The 17,207-nt window shown below is 68.9% G+C and carries 14 protein-coding genes; 6 read left to right on the forward strand and 8 right to left on the reverse strand.

The genetic code is table 11. The annotated features are described in order from the left end of the window. Positions 1-33: 33 nt before the first annotated feature. The 6 genes from ACOABP_RS17040 to ACOABP_RS17065 are packed head-to-tail and all read right to left on the reverse strand — an operon-like array spanning position 34 to position 5,650. The gene (locus ACOABP_RS17040; protein ID WP_474226334.1) at positions 34-2,004 is read right to left on the reverse strand and encodes a hybrid sensor histidine kinase/response regulator; all 1,971 of its coding nucleotides are present in this window, start codon (positions 2,002-2,004) and stop codon (positions 34-36) included. Further along, positions 1,994-2,989 carry a sensor histidine kinase gene (locus tag ACOABP_RS17045; RefSeq protein WP_474226335.1) on the reverse strand — a complete coding sequence of 332 codons (996 nt, stop codon included), beginning with the start codon at positions 2,987-2,989 and terminating at the stop codon, positions 1,994-1,996. Before ACOABP_RS17045 ends, ACOABP_RS17040 begins: the two co-directional genes overlap by 11 nt. A 1-nt stretch (position 2,990) precedes the next feature. After that, positions 2,991-3,983 carry an ATP-binding protein gene (locus tag ACOABP_RS17050; RefSeq protein WP_474226336.1) on the reverse strand — a complete coding sequence of 331 codons (993 nt, stop codon included), beginning with the start codon at positions 3,981-3,983 and terminating at the stop codon, positions 2,991-2,993. A 28-nt stretch (positions 3,984-4,011) separates the two neighbouring features. Then, positions 4,012-4,422 (reverse strand): anti-sigma regulatory factor, encoded by a 411-nt coding sequence (locus tag ACOABP_RS17055; RefSeq protein ID WP_474226337.1) that lies wholly within the window; start codon positions 4,420-4,422, stop codon positions 4,012-4,014. 1 nt (position 4,423) lies between these two features. Next, complete coding sequence (locus tag ACOABP_RS17060) at positions 4,424-4,783, reverse strand: STAS domain-containing protein (RefSeq protein ID WP_066737922.1); 360 nt, start codon at positions 4,781-4,783, stop codon at positions 4,424-4,426. Positions 4,784-4,798: 15 nt separating this feature from the next. Further along, a complete protein-coding gene (locus ACOABP_RS17065; protein ID WP_474226338.1) occupies positions 4,799-5,650 on the reverse strand; it encodes an STAS domain-containing protein in 852 nt (283 codons plus the stop codon). A 279-nt stretch (positions 5,651-5,929) separates the two neighbouring features. Here ACOABP_RS17065 and ACOABP_RS17070 point away from each other — a divergent pair, with 279 nt between their 5' ends. The 5 genes from ACOABP_RS17070 to pdeM are packed head-to-tail and all read left to right on the forward strand — an operon-like array spanning position 5,930 to position 12,376. Then, positions 5,930-6,202 carry a hypothetical protein gene (locus ACOABP_RS17070; protein ID WP_474226339.1) on the forward strand — a complete coding sequence of 91 codons (273 nt, stop codon included), beginning with the start codon at positions 5,930-5,932 and terminating at the stop codon, positions 6,200-6,202. A 6-nt stretch (positions 6,203-6,208) separates the two neighbouring features. After that, the gene (locus ACOABP_RS17075; protein WP_474226340.1) at positions 6,209-7,315 is read left to right on the forward strand and encodes a ligase-associated DNA damage response exonuclease; all 1,107 of its coding nucleotides are present in this window, start codon (positions 6,209-6,211) and stop codon (positions 7,313-7,315) included. Then, positions 7,312-8,991: an ATP-dependent DNA ligase gene (locus tag ACOABP_RS17080; protein WP_474226341.1), complete on the forward strand. Its 1,680-nt coding sequence runs from the start codon at positions 7,312-7,314 to the stop codon at positions 8,989-8,991. Before ACOABP_RS17075 ends, ACOABP_RS17080 begins: the two co-directional genes overlap by 4 nt. Further along, complete coding sequence (locus ACOABP_RS17085; protein ID WP_474226342.1) at positions 8,988-11,687, forward strand: ligase-associated DNA damage response DEXH box helicase; 2,700 nt, start codon at positions 8,988-8,990, stop codon at positions 11,685-11,687. The genes ACOABP_RS17080 and ACOABP_RS17085 overlap by 4 nt, the downstream gene beginning before the upstream one ends. After that, a complete protein-coding gene (pdeM, locus tag ACOABP_RS17090; protein ID WP_474226343.1) occupies positions 11,684-12,376 on the forward strand; it encodes a ligase-associated DNA damage response endonuclease PdeM in 693 nt (230 codons plus the stop codon). The genes ACOABP_RS17085 and pdeM overlap by 4 nt, the downstream gene beginning before the upstream one ends. Positions 12,377-12,643: 267 nt before the next feature. Here the strand turns inward: pdeM and ACOABP_RS17095 are convergent, their stop codons facing one another. After that, entirely contained in the window at positions 12,644-14,548 is a 1,905-nt protein-coding gene (locus ACOABP_RS17095) for a PAS domain-containing hybrid sensor histidine kinase/response regulator (protein WP_474226344.1), read from the reverse strand. Positions 14,549-14,971: 423 nt separating this feature from the next. Here ACOABP_RS17095 and ACOABP_RS17100 point away from each other — a divergent pair, with 423 nt between their 5' ends. Next, positions 14,972-16,033, forward strand: coding sequence for a Rieske 2Fe-2S domain-containing protein (locus ACOABP_RS17100; RefSeq protein ID WP_474227867.1), 1,062 nt, complete (start codon positions 14,972-14,974; stop codon positions 16,031-16,033). Between the two features lie 54 nt (positions 16,034-16,087). On the opposite strand, the gene ACOABP_RS17105 is transcribed toward ACOABP_RS17100, so the two are convergent. Then, positions 16,088-17,167, reverse strand: a complete 1,080-nt coding sequence (locus tag ACOABP_RS17105) for an alkene reductase (RefSeq protein ID WP_474226345.1) — start codon at positions 17,165-17,167, stop codon at positions 16,088-16,090. Positions 17,168-17,207 lie beyond the last annotated feature (40 nt).

A 17,207-nucleotide genomic window follows, 5' to 3' on the forward strand; every position in this document is an offset into this window, starting at 1 on the left:
TTCGATACCTGAGGCCTGCCGCATCCCCGAGGCCTACTGCGTCGGGGTCATCGCCGTCTCGATCGCGTCCATCAGTTCCTGCAGCCGCAGCGGCTTGCCGCAGACCGCATCGAAGCCCGACTCCAGGGCGGCGCGGCGGTCCTGCTGGCGCGTGAACGCGGTCAGGGCCACGGCGGGCACGCGCCGTAGCGCTTCCACGGTTTCGCGTATGCGGATCTCGCGGATCAGGTCGTTGCCGTCGCGGCCGGGCAGGCCGATATCGCTGATGACCAGATCCGGCGCGACACGCGCCACTTCGTCCAGCGCCTCCTCGCAATCGCACGCCGTGCGCACGTGTGCGCCGTAATCGGCCAGGATCGCGGACAGTGCGGCCGCCGCGTCGGCGTCGTCCTCCACCACCAGCACGTCCAGCGCGGTCAGCGGCACCGACTGCTGCAGCGCTGGGGCGTCTTCGCCCGTCACCGGGATCTCCGGCGCGGCCGGATCGGCCAGCGGGATAACTACCTCGAACGTGGCCCCCAGGCCGGCCCCGGCGCTGAACGCCTGCACCGAGCCGCTGTGCATTTCGGACAGATGCTTGACGATGGCCAGCCCCAGCCCCAGGCCGCCGTGCTTGCGGCGGTTCGTGTCCTCGCTCTGGGTAAAGCGGTCGAACAGCAGCGGCACGAATTCGGCCGGGATGCCCCGTCCGTTGTCGATCACGCGCACGCGCAGGTAGTCGGTGTCGGACGACACGTCGATCTGCACCGTGCCGTCCTCGGGCGAGAACTTGATCGCGTTGGACACCAGGTTCCACAGGATCTGCTGGAAGCGGGCGGCATCGAGCCAGGCCGATTCCGCCGTGGCCGGGGCCAGGTGCAGCTCCAGCTTGATCTGCCGCTCGGCCGCCTGCGCCTGCATCGTGTCCAGCGCGCCGCGTACCACCTCGGCCACATTGGCGCGCTCGCGTTCGAGCTTCATCTTGCCGACGTTGAGCATCGATACGTCGACCAGATCGGCCACCAGCCGGCGCTGGATCGCCACGTTGCGCTCCACGGCGGCCAGCCCGCGCCGGCCTTCCTCGGAATCGACATGGCGCGACAGCACGTGGGCCCACACCGAGATCACGTTGAGCGGGTTGCGCAGTTCATGCGACAGGATCGCGATGAAGTCGTCCTTCATCCGGTTCAGCCGCTCCACGGCGGCACGCGCGGCCTGCTCGCGCTCGATCAGCTGCTCGCGCTGGCGCTCCAGGTTGATGTGGTCGGTGATGTTCGACACCACGGCCACCTTGACGCCCGTTTCCAGCACCGCCGAAATGCTCCACTCCAGATGCATGGTCTCGCCATGCGCATCCTCCAGCGGAAACGTGCCTTGCCAGCCGTCCACCTGCGCATGCCCGGTGGCTTCGACAACCTGGTCGCGGTACGACGGCGGGGCGAAGGCGGCCACGGGCTGGCCCACCAGTTCGGCCTCGGTGCGCTTGAGCAGCGTCAGCATGGCCGGATTTACATCGACGAAGCGCCCGGCCAGGTCCAGCGTGCAGATGCCGCCAATGGCCTGGTGGTAGATCGCGCGGAAGCGTGCCTCGCTTTCGCGCATCGAGCGCTCGGCCGCGCTGGTGCGCAGCAGCGATGCGATGGTGGCTACCAGCACGCCGGGCTCGGCCGGGTGGACCAGGTAGGCGCTGGCACCGGCATCCAGGCCGCGCACCTTGTCATAGTCGGCCACGTAGGTCGCCGACAGATGCACCACGGGCACGGTTGCGGTCTCGGGACGGCCGCGCAGGGTGCGGCAGACCTGGAATCCGTCGATGTCGGGCAGGTTGACGTCGAGTACCACGGCCGACACGCTGGTATCGGCCAGTTGCAGGGCCTCCTGGCCGCTTTCGGCTTCAAGCGTCCGGTAGCCCGCCGCGGTCAGCACGCGTACCGTGGCGTAGCGCGTGACCGGGTTGTCGTCCACCACCAGCACCAGCGGGTCCGAGGCGCCGGGCAGGGGGGTATTGCGGTTTTCATCCGGCATGGTCGTCTCCGGAAGTTGTTGCCGGTCCGGCCTGTCGCCCGGCATCACGTGCGGCCGCTGCGGCGGCGTAGGTCGTGGGCAGCGTCACGTAGAAGCGCGAGCCGACGCCGACTTCGCTCTCGAAGCCCACATGGCCGCCCAGCAGTTCTGCCAGCCGCTTCGACAGCGCCAGACCCAGGCCCGAGCCCCGGTAGCGCCGCTGCAGCGGCGAATCGATCTGCACGAAGTCCTGGAACACCTCGCCATGCGAGTCGGGCGGGATGCCGATGCCGGTGTCGCGTACGGAAAACGTGATGGTGTCGGGGGTGTCGCAGATGGCCGATACGCGCACCTCGCCGCTGGGCGTGAACTTCAGTGCGTTCGAGATGTAGTTGCGCAGGATCTGCGACAGCTTGCGGTCGTCGCTGAACAGCTTCGGCACGTCGTGCGGCGCCTCGAAGATCAGCGACACGTCGGGGTTGGTCAGCACGGGCTTGAACATGCCGCGCAGCGCGTCGAACAGCGCCACCATGTCGAACCAGGCCGGCGACACATCGACCCGGCCCGCTTCCAGTCGCGCCAGGTCCAGCAGGTCGCCCACCATCTCGGCGAATTCGGCGGCCGTGTCGCGCACGAACCCGACCTGCTTTTCCTGCTCGGGCGTGAGCGGGCCGTCCACGCGGTCGATCAGCAGCCGGGTGATGCTCTGGATGGCCACGATCGGCGTGCGGAACTCGTGGCTCATATAGGCCAGGAAGCGGCTCTTGAGTTCGGTGGCCTGGCGCAGTTGCTCGGCCTGGATGTCCAGTTCGGAATAAAGCGCCAGCACGCCGCGGTTGGTTTCCTCGATTTCGGCGCGCAGCGCCTCCACCTCCTGCGTGCGGGCATCCAGCGCGACGCGCAGCGTCGCCACGTTGTCGGATGGCGCGGAGGGGGCGGGCTGTCGGGGCCGTTCGGGCTGGTCTGGCATGGCGGCGTTGTCCGGGATCGTGTCCGGGGCACTCATTTCAAATCTCCGCGCGGCGTATCACCACCACGGTGGCGTCGTCGCGTCCACGGCTGAATTTCCAAAGTACGAAGGCGGCCACGATGGCCGGGTCGCGCTGCAGCACGGTGGCGTCGTCGAACTGCCAGCGCGACTGGATGCCGTCCGAATGCAGGATCACCAGCGCATGCAAGGGCCAGTCGAGTTCCTGCTCCTGCACCGTGCGCATCTGGATGCCGGCCGTGCCGTTCTGGCTGACCAGCGTGCGGTCGCCGATGCCGGAAATCACGCGGCCCATGATGTTGCCCGCACCGGCAAAGCGGATGCGCTGGGTGTCGCCGTCGATGCGGTAGGCGCCAATGGCGGCGCCGCGCGTGCCGCGCAGCGCGACGTGGGCGCGCTCCACATAAGGGCCGGGGCTGCCGCCGCAGTTCGGGTCGAATACGGTCAGCGCTGCGGTGGCAGCCTCGGCGGCTTCGGGGCCATGCCCCAGGCCGTCCACCACCACCACGTCGGCGCGATGATCGCATACGGCCACGCCCCAGCCGTCGCCGCTGACCTGCTCGCCCGGTGCGGCCAGGCAGATCGCACCCACGGCGAAGCCGCCGTTGGGACGTCGCGCCTTGCCCTGGGTATCGCGCTCGCGGTAGAAGCGGGCCAGGATCAGGCTGCCGATGCCGGCCTGCGTGTGGATGTCGAAATCATCGGCCAGCCGGCTTACGGCGCCCAGGCCCTGGCCGGCGCTGCCGGCCGTGGAATAGCCATCCTGCATGCAGGCCTGCAGGTTCGCCATGCCGGGGCCGTCGTCGATCGACATCAGTTCGATGGCGACGCTGCCGCCCACCTCGCGCGCGGCCAGCAACAGCCGGCCGCCCTGTGCGTGGCGCACAAGGTTGTTGCCCAGTTCGTTGACGGCCACCGCCAGGCGGCCGCACTGGACGGCGTCGAACCCCAGGCGCGCGGACATCTCGGCGGCATGGCGCCGGGCTTCGCCCACGCGGCTGGGGTCGCCCATCGGTACCGCATGATGCGGGCCGTGGTTCCTACTTCCACCGAGTGATGCTGACACAGGTTCCCTCGCCAACTTGCGTGCGGATCTCGAATTCGTTCACCAGGCGGCGCGTGCCTGACAGGCCCATGCCCAGGCCGTTGCCGGTGGTCCAGCCATCGACCAGCGCCTGCTCGACATCGGGAATGCCGGGCCCGTGGTCCTCGAAATGCAGGCGCAGGCCGCGCCGGGCGCCCTCGGCCAGGATTTCCCAGCGCATTTCGCCGCCGCCGCCGTACACCATCGTATTGCGTGCCAGTTCGCTGGCCGCTGTAATCATCTTAGTCTGCTCCACCAGCGAGAACTTCAGCTGGGCCGTCAGTGTGCGCACCACGGCGCGTGCCTGCACGATGTCGCGCTCGTCGCCGATGGACGCGCTGCCCGTCCGGGCCAGTTCGGTTGCCACGTCAGGCCACCCGGGCGGCGTCGAGCATCGCCATGCCGCGTTCGACGTTGAGCGCGGTCTTCACCCCGCCCAGCGACAGCCCCAGTTCCACCAGCGTGATCGCCACGGCCGGGCGGATGCCCACCACCACGGTGGTGGCACCCAGGATGCGGCTGATGTCGGAGATGCTGACCAGCATGCGGCCGATAAAGGAATCGACCATTTCCAGCGCCGAGACGTCGATCAGCACGCCGTGCGCGCCGGTTTTCTCGACCATCGTTGCCAGGTCTTCCTGTAGCTGCAGGGCGGTCTGGTCCTGCATGTCGATCTGGATGGTGACAAGCAGGTGCCTGCCCATCCGCAGGATTGGAATCCGTTCCATGGCTGGCTCGCGCGGTCAGTTCGTGCTGCGGGACACGGTGTGCCCCGTCATGCGCATGGCGGCGGCAAGTGCGTCGGCCAGCGTCGACTTGGTAACGATGCCTTGCAGGTCGATGCCCAGATGCACGATGGTCTGCGCGATCTGCGGGCGGATGCCGCTGATGATGCTGTCCGCCCCCATCAGGCGGATGGCCGTCACGGTCTTCATCAGGTGCTGCGCCACCAGCGTATCCACGGTGGGCACGCCGGTGATGTCGATGATGGCGAGTTCGGAGCCGGTTTCCACCAGCCGTTCGAGCAGCGATTCCATGACCATCTGGGCGCGGCTGCTGTCCAGCGTGCCGATCACCGGCACCGCCAGCACGCCGTCCCACAGCTTGATGACCGGCGTGGACAGCTCCATCAGTTCATGCTGCTGGCGCACGATGATTTCCTCGCGCGTCTTCTGGTAAGTGGAAATGGTCCACTGTGCCATGCGGTCGACGATGGCAGAGGTGGTCCAGATCACGTCGATCTGGCCTTCCACGCCGCCGGTCTGGCGCTGCAGTGCATCAAAGATCGGCCGTTTCAGCGCCAGCACGAAGCCGCTGGTCACGTCGGCCGTCTCGCCCTGCGCGGCGCGGTTGCGCGACAGGTGCGCCAGCGTGTCGCGCAGCGGCCCCCACGGACCGGTGTTGAAGTTGCCGGCGTCGCCATCGGCGCGCAGGGCGGCTTCCAGGCCCTGCAGGATGGCAGTCTGTTCGGCCGCCACGTTCTGCGTCAGGCCGCGGCCCTCGGCATAGTTGTGGTATTCCGTCGTCCAGCCGCGCAGGATGAATTCGTGCTCGGCGCGCAGGAGGTCGGCAAGTCGCTGGTTTTCGGTGCGCATGGGCGTCGCTATGATGGGTTGGGGTGGCCAGGCGCAGGACTGCGTCGGCATGAAGATGATCCAACCCATTCTAGGAGAGATTGATAGCTCACACTATCGGCGTCCGGCTGATTGACGGCACAACCAAAATCGGCATATGGAAAGCATGCCGGTATGAACGCCTGATGCGTAACATCGGCAGGCACTGTGAGAATGCGCCGACACCGGAACGGGACCGCCCCGGCTGACGGCGGCCCGCGCCCCGGCCTAGTCTGGAGCATCGGACGACGGAGGGTGACCGTGGACTGGCTTGATGCGCTGCAATGGCCCGCCATGGCAGTGACCGTGCTGGCAACCTGGCTGGTGGGCAGCGAGTCGGCGCGCCGCCGCAAGGTGGGGTTCTGGTGCTTCCTCGCCAGCAACGCGATGTGGGTGGGGTGGGGCTGGCATACCGGCGCCTGGGCGCTGGTGGTGCTGCAGTTTGCACTGGCCCTGCTCAATATTCGCGGCCAGGCCAAGGCCGACCGCGCCCAACGCGGCGGCGGTTCGCGCCAGGAGGGCGCCCCCGGCTGAATCGGGATGGATATCAGGACGCATATGGGATCGGACCTGATCGTGGCAACGCCGCAAGGGCTGTACTGCCCGCCCGGCGACTTCTATATCGACCCCTGGCGGCCCGTGGCGCGGGCCGTCATCACGCACGCCCATGCCGACCACGCGCGGCCCGGCAACGGTCACTACCTGTGTGCACAGCCCGGCCGGGGCGTGCTGCTGGCGCGCCTGCCAGGGATATCGCTCGATACCCTGCCGTACGGGCAGCGCATCACGCACCACGGTGTGACGCTGAGCCTGCATCCGGCCGGCCACGTGCTGGGCTCAGCCCAGGTGCGGCTGGAGCATGGCGGCCAGGTCTGGGTGGCCTCGGGCGACTACAAGGTCGAGCCGGAAGGCACCTGCGTGCCGTTCGAGCCGGTGCGCTGCGACACATTCATCACCGAAAGCACGTTCGGCCTGCCGATTTACCGCTGGCCGCGCGAGGCCACGCTGATGGCTGAAATCTTCACGTGGTGGCAGGACAATGCGGCGGCAGGGCGGGCCAGCGTGCTGTACTGCTATGCGTTCGGCAAGGCCCAGCGCATCCTGAACGGCCTGATGCGCCATGCTGGCGCGGCGCTGGCGATGCCGGGCCCGATCGTCGCCCACGGCGCGATCGTCACGCTGAACCACGCCTATGCCGCGGCTGGCGTGGCCCTGCCGCCGACCATGACCACGGCAGACCTGCCCGCACGCAGCCCGGCACTGCGCCGGGCGCTGGTGCTGGCGCCGCCATCGGCGCAGCGCTCCACGTGGCTACGGCGTTTTGGCGATGCGTCCGACGCGTTTGCCAGCGGCTGGATGCAGTTGCGCGGCACGCGCCGGCGGCGCGGCGTGGATCGGGGCTTTGCGCTGTCGGACCACGCGGACTGGCCCGGCCTGCTGTCGGCCATCGCCGCCACCGGTGCCCCGCGCGTGATCGTTACCCATGGCAACGTGCCGGTGATGGTGCGCTACCTGTGCGAGCAGGGGCTCGACGCGCAGGGCTTTCGCACCGAATTTGGCGACGACGACGATGCCACCGGCGCCGCCGCCGAGGCAGCTTTCGAGGTGCCTGCAACGGATGCCGCCGCGGGGGAGGGTGCCGCGTGAAGGCGTTTGCGGATCTCTACAGCGAACTCGACGGCACCACGTCAAGCAAGGCCAAGCTCGCCGCGCTGGCCCGCTACTTCGGCAGCGCCGCCCCGGCCGACGCCGCGTGGGCTGCCTACTTCCTGGCGGGCGGCAAGCCTCGCCAGATCGTTCCGGTGGCCGCGCTGCGTGCGTTGGCGCAGCGTGCGGCCAGTCTGCCCGAATGGCTGTTCGAGGAAAGCTACCAGGCCGTGGGCGATCTGGCCGAAACCATCGCCTTGCTGCTGCCCGATGCCGATCACGTAGATACCGCCGGGCTGGCCGAGTGGGTGGAACAGCGCGTGCTGCCGCTGCGGGACCTGGCGCGCGGCCAGCCGCCAGAGGTGCTGATGGACGCGCTGGACGCCCTGTGGCGGCCGCTCGACGCGCGCGGCCGGCTGGTGCTGTTCAAGCTCATCACGGGCAGCTTCCGCGTGGGGGTGTCGAAGCTGCTGGTCACGCGGGCGCTAGGTGAGGTGGCCGGCATCGATCCCAAGCGCGTGGCCGAGCGCCTGGTCGGCTATACGGACATCAAGGCCGCGCCCACACCGGAGCGTTTCCTGGCCCTGATCGCGCCCGAGAGCGAAGACGGTGCCATGCAGTCGCGCGGCGGCCAGCCCTATCCATTCTTTCTTGCCCACCCGCTGCAGGCCCCGGTCGATGAGTTCGATGCCGTGCTGGGTGGCCCGGCGGGCTGGCAGGTGGAATGGAAGTGGGACGGCATCCGCGCCCAGCTGGTGCGGCGCGAAGACCAGACCTGGCTCTGGTCGCGCGGCGAGGAACTGATTACCGACCGCTTTCCCGAGCTTGCCGAGGCCGCGCAGCGGTTGCCGGACGGCACCGTGCTCGACGGGGAGATCATCGTCTGGATTGATGGCCGGGTGCAGCCGTTCGCGCTGCTGCAGCCACGCATCGGCCGCAAGACCGTGGGTGCCAGGCTGCTGCGCGAAGCACCGGCGATCCTGATGGCGTATGACCTGCTCGAATGGCAGGGCCAGGACTGGCGCGCCCGGCCGCAGGCCGAACGTCGGGCGCAGCTGGCCCGTGTGATTGCCGGCCATATTCATCCGGCGCTGGAACTGAGCCCGCTGGTCGAGGCCGACGACTGGCCGCACTTTGCCCGGCTGCGCGACACATCGCGCGCACTGGGCGTGGAAGGCTTCATGCTGAAGGCGGTGGACGCGGCCTATGGCGCGGGGCGCACGCGCGACGTGGGCATCTGGTGGAAGTGGAAGATCGACCCGTACACCGTGGATGCGGTGCTGGTCTACGCGCAGCGCGGCCACGGACGCCGCGCCAGCCTCTATACCGATTTCACGTTCGCGGTCTGGAACGCGCCGCCTGGCACGCCCGACCGCGCGCTGGTGCCGTTCGCCAAGGCCTATTCGGGGCTGACCGATGCCGAAATGCGCGCTGTCGACGCCATCGTGAGGCGGACCACGGTGGAGCAGTTCGGCCCGGTGCGCAGCGTTACGCCGACGCAGGTATTCGAACTGGGTTTCGAGGGCATCGCGCGCAGCGGGCGCCACAAGAGCGGCATTGCGGTGCGCTTTCCGCGCATGCTGCGCTGGCGCACCGACAAGCCGGTGGCAGACGCCGACACGCTCGATACGCTCGAAGCCATGCTGCCGGCAGCGCCGGCCCGGGACGCCGCATGAGCGCCGAAGATGCGCCGTTCGTCCAGGCCCCGCCCGTGGCGGAATCGCTGCCCGCGCTGTTTGCGGCGCGGCACTGGCAGCCGTTCGATTTCCAGCGCGCCGTGTGGCGGGCCATCGGCGCGGGCAAGAGCGGGCTGCTGCATGCCACCACGGGCACCGGCAAGACCTATGCGGCATGGCTGGGCGCGTTGCTGGCCTACGCGGTGCCGCCCGCGCGGGCCGGTGCGCTACCGCCGCCGCTGACCGTGCTGTGGCTGACGCCGATGCGGGCACTGGCCGCCGACACCACGCGTGCGCTGCAGGCGCCGCTGGCCGAACTCGGGCTGGACTGGACCGTGGCGCTGCGCACCGGCGACACCGGCAGCACCGAACGCGCGGCGCAGGCGCGCCGCCTGCCGACCGCGCTGGTCACCACGCCGGAAAGCCTGTCGCTGCTGCTGACTCGTGCCGATGCCCGCGACGCGCTCGGGCGCGTACGGCTGGTCGTGGTCGACGAATGGCACGAACTGATTGGCAGCAAGCGTGGCGTGCAGGTGCAGCTGGCGCTGGCGCGGCTGCACAAGTGGCAGCTGGACCTGAGTGTCTGGGGGCTGTCGGCCACGCTGGGCAACCTGGATCATGCGCGCGATGTGCTGCTGGCCGGCATTCCCGAAAAACGCCGCGTGCTGGTTCACGGCCATACGCCCAAGACGCTGATCGTCGATACGCTGCTGCCAGACGCCGCCGGGCGCTTTCCGTGGGCGGGTCATCTGGGTTTGTCGATGCTGCCGCATGTGCTGCGCGAACTGGAGGCCAGCAGCACGTCGCTGGTGTTCCTGAACACGCGCTCGCAGGCCGAAATCTGGTACCAGGCCATGCTCGATGCCCGGCCGGACTGGGCGGGGCAGATCGCGCTGCATCACGGCTCGCTGGACCGTGCCGTGCGCGAATGGGTGGAGATGAACCTCAAGAATGGTGCGCTGCGTGCCGTGGTCTGCACGTCGAGCCTGGACCTGGGCGTGGATTTCCTGCCCGTTGAGCGCGTGCTGCAGATCGGCTCGCCCAAGGGCGTGGCACGGCTGCTGCAGCGGGCCGGGCGCTCGGGCCATGCGCCGGGCCGCGCGTCGCGCGTGACCGTGGTGCCCACGCACAGCCTGGAGCTGGTGGAATCGGTGGCCGCGCGCATGGCAATCCAGGCGGGTCGCATCGAGGCACGCGAATCGCCCGACAAGCCGCTCGACGTGCTGGCCCAGCATCTGGTGACCGTGGCGCTGGGTGGCGGCTTCCGGGCCGACGAACTGCTGGCCGAGGTACGCCAGGCGTGGGCCTATCGTGCCCTGACCGACGACGAATGGCGCTGGTGCCTGGATTTCGTGCGGCAGGGCGGGCCTACGCTGTCGGCCTATCCGGACTACCGCCGCGCGATGCCCGACGACGCGGGCGTCTGGCGCGTGCCCGACGCCCGGCTGGCCCGGCGGCATCGCATGAGCGTGGGGACCATCGTCAGCGATGCGTCGATGCAGGTTCGTTTCTGGACGCGCGCGGGCAGCGGCGGGGCGTCGCTGGGCACCGTGGAGGAGGGCTTTATCGCGCGGCTGGCGCCGGGCGACTGCTTCCTGTTCGGCGGGCGGCTGCTGGAACTGGTGCGCGTGCAGGAGATGACGGCCTATGTGCGGCGCGCCACGGGCAAGCGTCCGTCCGTGCCGCGCTGGAACGGCGGCAAGATGCCGCTGTCGACCGAGCTGGCGGAGGCCGTGGTGGCAACGCTCGACGCCGTGCAGGCGGGCCGGCTGGACCCCGTCACCACGCCGGAACTGCCGCTGATCGCCCCGATCGTGGCATTGCAGGCACGCTGGTCGGCGCTACCGTCGCCCGGCACGCTGCTGGCGGAAAGCCTGCATTCGCGCGAAGGCTGGCACCTGTTCCTGTATCCGTTCGCCGGCCGCTCGGTGCATCTGGGGCTGGGCAGCCTGCTGGCGTGGCGGCTGGGCCAGAAGGTACCGGCCACGTTCTCGGTGGCGGTCAACGACTACGGGCTGGAACTGCTGGCATCCGCGCCGGTGGACTGGGCCCGGTGGCTGCCGCAGGTGCTGGCCGAGGAGCGCCAGCGCGACCTGGCCGCCGATGTGCTGGGCAGCCTCAACGCCGGCGAACTGTCGCTGCGGCGTTTCCGGGAGATTGCGCGCGTGGCCGGCCTGATCTTCCAGGGCTACCCGGGCGCGCATCACAGCGCGCGGCAGCTGCAGGCATCGTCGAGCCTGTTCTACGAGGTCTTCCGCAAGCACGACCCCGGCAACCTGCTGCTGGGGCAGGCCGAGCGCGAGGTGCTGATGCAGGAGCTGGACGCGCACCGGCTGGCCGTGACGCTGCAGCGCATGGCAACGCGGCGGCTCGACCTGCGCACGCTGCAACGCCCGTCGCCGCTGGCCTTTCCGCTGATCGTGGAGTTCCTGCGCGAGAAGCTCAGCACCGAGAAGCTGGCCGACCGCATCGCGCGGATGCTGGCGGAGCTGGAACAGGCGGCGGCCCAGCCCGACAGCGACAGGGGCGGCACGGGTGGCACCTACCGGGGGCCGATGCACGACACCCCGCCCGCCATGGACGCTGCGCGCGTGGCCGAACTGGCACGCTTCGGCATGGCCGACCATGCGGGGCCGGCAGGTCCGCGCAAGCCCCGGCGGCCGCGCAAGGCGTCGAAGCCGCTACCGCTGCTATGACACCGGCTGCCATGACAGCGGACGAAGTGGGGGGCCAGGCCGTGACGCTGGCCGGCGAGACGCTCTGGCTGTTGCCCGAGCATGCAGTCTGGTGGCCGGCTGCCGCCACGCTGATGGTGGCGGACGTCCATATCGGCAAGGCGGCGGCGTTCCGGGCGCTGGGCCAGCCCGTACCCCACGGCACCACGGCCGACAATCTGGCGCGGCTGCTGGACCTGGCGCGGCGCTATCCGGCCCGGGAACTGGTGTTTCTTGGCGATTTCCTGCACGCGCGGGCCGCGCGCACGGCTGCGGTGCTGCTGGCCCTGCACGACTGGCGCCGCGCCATGCCGTCGCGCGTGCGCTGCACGCTGGTGCGGGGCAACCATGACACCCACGCCGGCGATCCGCCACCCGAACTGCGCTTTGGCGTGGTGACCGAACCGCTGGTGGCGCCGCCATTCGCGCTGTGCCATGAACCGGGCGCACGCGCCGAGGGCTACACGCTGGCCGGCCATCTGCATCCCGCCTGTGTGCTGCGCGGCACGGGCGCCGACGTACTGCGGCTGCCGTGCTTCGTGGTGGGCGGGCGGGGCATGATCCTGCCGGCGTTTGGCGCGTTCACCGGGCACGCCACGGTGCGGGCGGGCGAGGGCGAGCGGATCTATCCGGTGGGCGATGGCCGGGTGTGGACGCTGCCGCGCCGATGACGTCTCGCGCCGGATGCGCCTGGCCCTCTCCCCCGACCCCTCTCCCGCGAAGCGGGAGAGGGGAGAACCCCGGCAGCACGCAATGCCCGGATGTTTGCTGCGGGAGCGGGGAGAACATCAGCGGCACGCAATGCCCGAATGTTTGCGGTGGGAGAGAGGGGTGCCAACCACCGGCAAAACAGCCTCCGTCGGTTGGCTCCCCTCTCCCGCGTGCGGGAGAGGGGCTGGGGGAGAGGGCAAGCCTGTCCGGTACCGCCAGGTCATGAATCAGTCGCCGGCAATCACCTTCAGCAGCACCTCGAGTTCCACAGGCTTGACCAGATGCACGTCGAATCCAGCGGCGGCGGTCTGCTCGCGATCGGACGCCTGGCCGAATCCGGTCAGCGCCACATAGCGGGTGCCGGACAGCGCCGGCATGCCGCGCAACGCGTGGATGACCGCGAAGCCGTCCATGCCGGGCATGGCCAGGTCGATCAGGGCCACGTCGGGCCGCACCCGCGCGGCGGCGTGGATGGCCTCCATGCCGTCGTAGGCAATCGTGACATGGTGGCCCGACATTTCGAGCAGGATCGACATGCTGTCGGCCGCGTCGCGGTTGTCGTCCACCAGCAGCACACGGCGTTCGTGGCCGCCGCCATGGCTCTTGCCGCAGCCGGTGCCCGGTGTGTCGGCCGCGGCCGACAGCGGCAACTGCACGGTAAACGTGGCGCCCAGCCCCGGGCCCTGGCTGGCGGCGGCAATCGAGCCGCCATGCATTTCCACCAGCGAGCGGCACAGCGACAGGCCGATACCCAGCCCGCCCTGCGCGGTACTGCCGGGCCGGTCCTCCTGCACGAACAGGCTGAAGATCGAATCCAGCGATTCGGACGCGATGCCGCGGCCGTGATCGATAACCTGGATCACCAGCGTCCGGTTGCGGACCGAGGCCGAGATGGCGATCCGTGCGCCCGGCGACGAAAATTTCGATGCATTGAGCAGCAGGTTCTGCATGACCTGGCTGAGCCTGGTGCGGTCGGCATGCAGCGGCAACGGCCTGGCGTCGGTGGTCACCGTCACGGTCTGCGACTTGGCCGCCAATGCCGGATCGGCGGCCTCGATCCCGAGCGCGATGATGTCGCGCGTGTCGACCGGCTCCAGGCGCAGATCGATCTTGCCGGCCGCGATGCGGCCCACGTCGAGCAGATCGTCCACCAGCCGTGTCAGGTGGGCCATCTGCCGTTCGACCAGGCTCACGCTTTTCTGCATGGCTTGCGGGTCATCGGGGCGCATCTGCATCACGGTCAGTGCGTTGCGGATCGGCGCCAGCGGATTGCGCAGTTCGTGGGAAAGGGTCGCCAGGAATTCGTTCATGCGCCGTTCCGATTGCTCCAGTTCCTCAAGCCGCTTGCGCTCGCTCATGTCGCGCGTGACCTTGGCAAAGCCGCGCAGGGCCCGTTTCTCGTCGTAGACGGCGGTGATGGTCACGTTGGCCCAGAACAGCGAACCGTCCTTGCGCACACGCCAGCCTTCGTCCTCCACACGACCCTGCTCGCGGGCGATGACCAGCTCGCGGCCGGGCTTGCCGGCGGCCACGTCATCTGGCGGATAAAACACCGAGAAATGCTGGCCGATGATTTCGTCGCGGCGGTAGCCCTTGATATACGACGCGCCGGCGTTCCAGCTCATGACATGCCCGGCGGGGTCGAGCATGAAGATTGCGTAGTCCTTGACGCTGTCGACCAGCAGCCGGAAGGTTTCCTCGCTCTGGCGCAGTGCTTCGGCCGTGTTGCGCTGCGCGGTCATGTCGCGCGTGACCTTGCCGAAACCGGTCAGCTTGCCGTGCTCGTCGTACAGGGCGGTGATGATCACGTTGGCCCAGAACTGCGTGCCGTCCTTGCGCACGCGCCAGCCTTCGTCCTCGAAACGGCCCAGCCGGGCAGCGACCTCCAGCTCCGTGTCGGACCAGTGGCGCGCCTTGGCTTCCTCGGTATAGAACCGCGAAAAATGCTGACCCAGGATTTCGTCGCGGCTGTAGCCCTTGATACGGGCGGCGCCAGCATTCCAGCTCATGACGTGTCCGGTGGCGTCGAGCCGGAAGATGGCGTAGTCGTAGATCGACTCGACCAGGGTGCGATAGGAGGCGTCGTCGTCGATGTCGCGGTGCGGCAGCGGCGGGCGGGCGGAACGGGACATGATCGGAGGGGCTGGCATGTCTCTGGTTTAGTAGTCTGAAAGGATAACCCGAGACCGGCCATTTGCCGGAGGCCGCCGCAAATGTGTTGCAAATCAGCCGTCTGGCGCGCGGTCAGGATGCTTCTCACCCTTTCGGAGGGGGCGCCACGCTGGCGTACGAAGTGCGGGAGCGAGGCGGGCGCGCCGGCCGGGCCGTACGGGTCGACAGTCGGATAAAAGCTGACAGACCGGCGGCCGGCATTGGGTTAGACTCGAAAGATTCCTGCCCGATGTTCCCCGCCGCGCCATTCAGGCGCCGGAGATCGAGTGTCTGGACCCAAGGAGACGTCCCGCATGTATGCAGAGTCTGCGCTTGACCGCCGTACCTCCGATCTCGCCACCGACCCGGCTGCAGCCGGGTCCGCCTCGCCTGTCCCCCCGACGATGCCCGAAGCTCCGCCGCGCGACCTGCGCCGTGTGCCCATCCATCCCGATTTCTGGTATCCGCTGGCCTGGTCGCGCGAGGTCAAGGCCGGTCGCGCCCATGGCGTGACGTTCGCCGGCGACCCGATCGTGCTGGTGCGCACGGCTACCGGCAAGGTATTCGCGCTGGAAGACCGCTGCGCGCATCGCCAGGTGCCGCTGCATGCCGGCGTGGTGGATGGCGAGTCGATCCGCTGCTGCTACCACGGGTGGACCTACGACTGCACCGGCCGTTGCATCGACGTGCCGTACCTGGGCAAGGAGCGCCTGCCCAACGGCGTGCGCGCGTATCCGTGCCAGGAACGGGCCGGGCTGATCTTCGTGTTTCCCGGCGATCCGGGGCTGGCCGACCAGAAGGCGCTGCCCGAGTTTGCGTCGGTATCGGACCCCAAGTACAAGACGCGCCGCCTGGGCCGCGCGGTCAATTGCCATTACTCGTTCATGCACGAGAACCTGATGGACATGAACCATCAGTTCCTGCACCGCAAGCAGATGGGCATGATGCGGGCGCGCTCGCTGGGCCGGCGCCGTGGCGAGGATTTCGTCGAGGTGGACTACGTGTTCGAACGCGAGCGCGGCAAGCAACCCGTGGGCGAGGCGCTGGTGTTCGGCAAGGATGGCGGCCAGAGCAACAAGGACGTGATGACGGTGCGCACGGGCTATCCGTACCAGACGCTGCAGATCCGCTCGGGCTCCGGCACGCTGGTGATGGACCTGTGGATTGTCTACGTGCCGCTGGACGCCGCGCAGCGCACCAACCGCACGTTCGGCATGCTGTCGATCCGCCGGCCCGGCTTTCCGCTGCTGCTGGACGCGGCCTGGCCGCTGCTGGTGTGGTTCACCGAGCGGATTTTCAAGGAAGACCGCGAGATCGTGGAGATGGAGCAGGCCGCCCATGATCGCCAGGGCGAGGACTGGAACCACGAGGTGTTCCCGGTCATCAAGGAACTGCGCGACCTGCTGCGCCAGTGCGGCGGCCGCACCGTGATTCCGATCCAGCCCGTGCCGGCCGGGCAGGGCTGAAGCGCGGTACCCAGGTACCCCAGGCACCCTGGTACCCCAGGGCGCCTGGCGGCTTCAGGCCTGGATGGCCTGGGCCAGCGTCGGATAGTCGGTATAGCCCTGGGCCGGCGCGCCCGGGCTGCCATACAGCGTGGCGGGATCCACTGCGTTCAGCGCGGCACGCTGCTTCAGGCGATCCACCAGATCCGGATTGGCAATGTAGGCGCGGCCAAATGCCACCGCGTCGGCGTTGCCGCTGTCCAGCGCGGCCTGGGCGGCATCCTGGTCGAACCCGTCATTGGCGATGATGGCGCCGCCAAACGCCTGTTTGAGTTGCGGCAGCAACGCGCCTTCGCCCGGCGTTTCCCGTACGAACAGGAATCCCAGCCCGCGCTGGCCCAGCGCCTGGGCCACGTAGCCGAAGGTCTGCGCCGGCTGGCTTTCGCTCATCGAATGGCTGGGCGAGCGCGGCGCCAGGTGGACGCCCACGCGATTGGGGTTCCAGACGGCGGTAACGGCGTCGGCCACCTCCAGCAGGATGCGCGCGCGGTTTTCGACCGATCCGCCATAGGCATCGGTGCGCGTGTTGCTGCCGTCCTGCAGGAACTGGTCCAGCAGATAGCCGTTGGCGGCGTGAATCGTCACGCCGTCGAAGCCGGCGGCCTTGGCATTGGCCGCGGCACGGCCGAAATCGGCCACGACCCCGGCGATTTCCTCCACGGTCAGCGCGCGCGGCACCACGAAGGGGCGCTGCGGACGCAGCAGGCTGACATTGCCGCCGGCCGCGATGGCGCTCGGCGCCACCGGCGAACGGCCATCGAGCAGGCTCGGGTCCGAAATGCGACCCACGTGCCATAGCTGTGCCACGATACGGCCACCGGCGCGGTGTACGGCGTCCGTCACCTGTTTCCAGCCGGACACCTGTTCGTCGGACCACAGGCCCGGCACATTCTGGTAGCCCACGCCATCGGGCGACACCGGTACCCCTTCGGAAATCAGCAGGCCGGCGCTGGCACGCTGCGCGTAGTACTCGGCCATCAGGGCATTGGGAACATGTACCGGATCGGCCGCACGCAGACGCGTCAGCGGGGCCATCACGATACGGTTGGGCAGGTGCAGGTCACCAATCTGGAGCGGATCGAAGAGGGTAGTCATAAGCTTATGCGGCTGGGCTATATAGCTTTCAAAATGAAAG

Source organism: Cupriavidus sp. HE11 (genome assembly GCF_056097175.1).

Coding starts and splice junctions, on each gene's coding strand:
- ACOABP_RS17040 (WP_474226334.1), bottom strand. CDS start 2,004: ATGCCGGATGAAAACCGCAATACCCCCCTGCCCGGCGCCTCGGACCCG.
- ACOABP_RS17045 (WP_474226335.1), bottom strand. CDS start 2,989: ATGAGTGCCCCGGACACGATCCCGGACAACGCCGCCATGCCAGACCAG.
- ACOABP_RS17050 (WP_474226336.1), bottom strand. CDS start 3,983: ATGGGCGACCCCAGCCGCGTGGGCGAAGCCCGGCGCCATGCCGCCGAG.
- ACOABP_RS17060 (WP_066737922.1), bottom strand. CDS start 4,783: ATGGAACGGATTCCAATCCTGCGGATGGGCAGGCACCTGCTTGTCACC.
- ACOABP_RS17065 (WP_474226338.1), bottom strand. CDS start 5,650: ATGCGCACCGAAAACCAGCGACTTGCCGACCTCCTGCGCGCCGAGCAC.
- ACOABP_RS17075 (WP_474226340.1), top strand. CDS start 6,209: ATGGATATCAGGACGCATATGGGATCGGACCTGATCGTGGCAACGCCG.
- ACOABP_RS17085 (WP_474226342.1), top strand. CDS start 8,988: ATGAGCGCCGAAGATGCGCCGTTCGTCCAGGCCCCGCCCGTGGCGGAA.
- pdeM (WP_474226343.1), top strand. CDS start 11,684: ATGACACCGGCTGCCATGACAGCGGACGAAGTGGGGGGCCAGGCCGTG.
- ACOABP_RS17095 (WP_474226344.1), bottom strand. CDS start 14,548: ATGTCCCGTTCCGCCCGCCCGCCGCTGCCGCACCGCGACATCGACGAC.
- ACOABP_RS17100 (WP_474227867.1), top strand. CDS start 14,972: ATGCCCGAAGCTCCGCCGCGCGACCTGCGCCGTGTGCCCATCCATCCC.
- ACOABP_RS17105 (WP_474226345.1), bottom strand. CDS start 17,167: ATGACTACCCTCTTCGATCCGCTCCAGATTGGTGACCTGCACCTGCCC.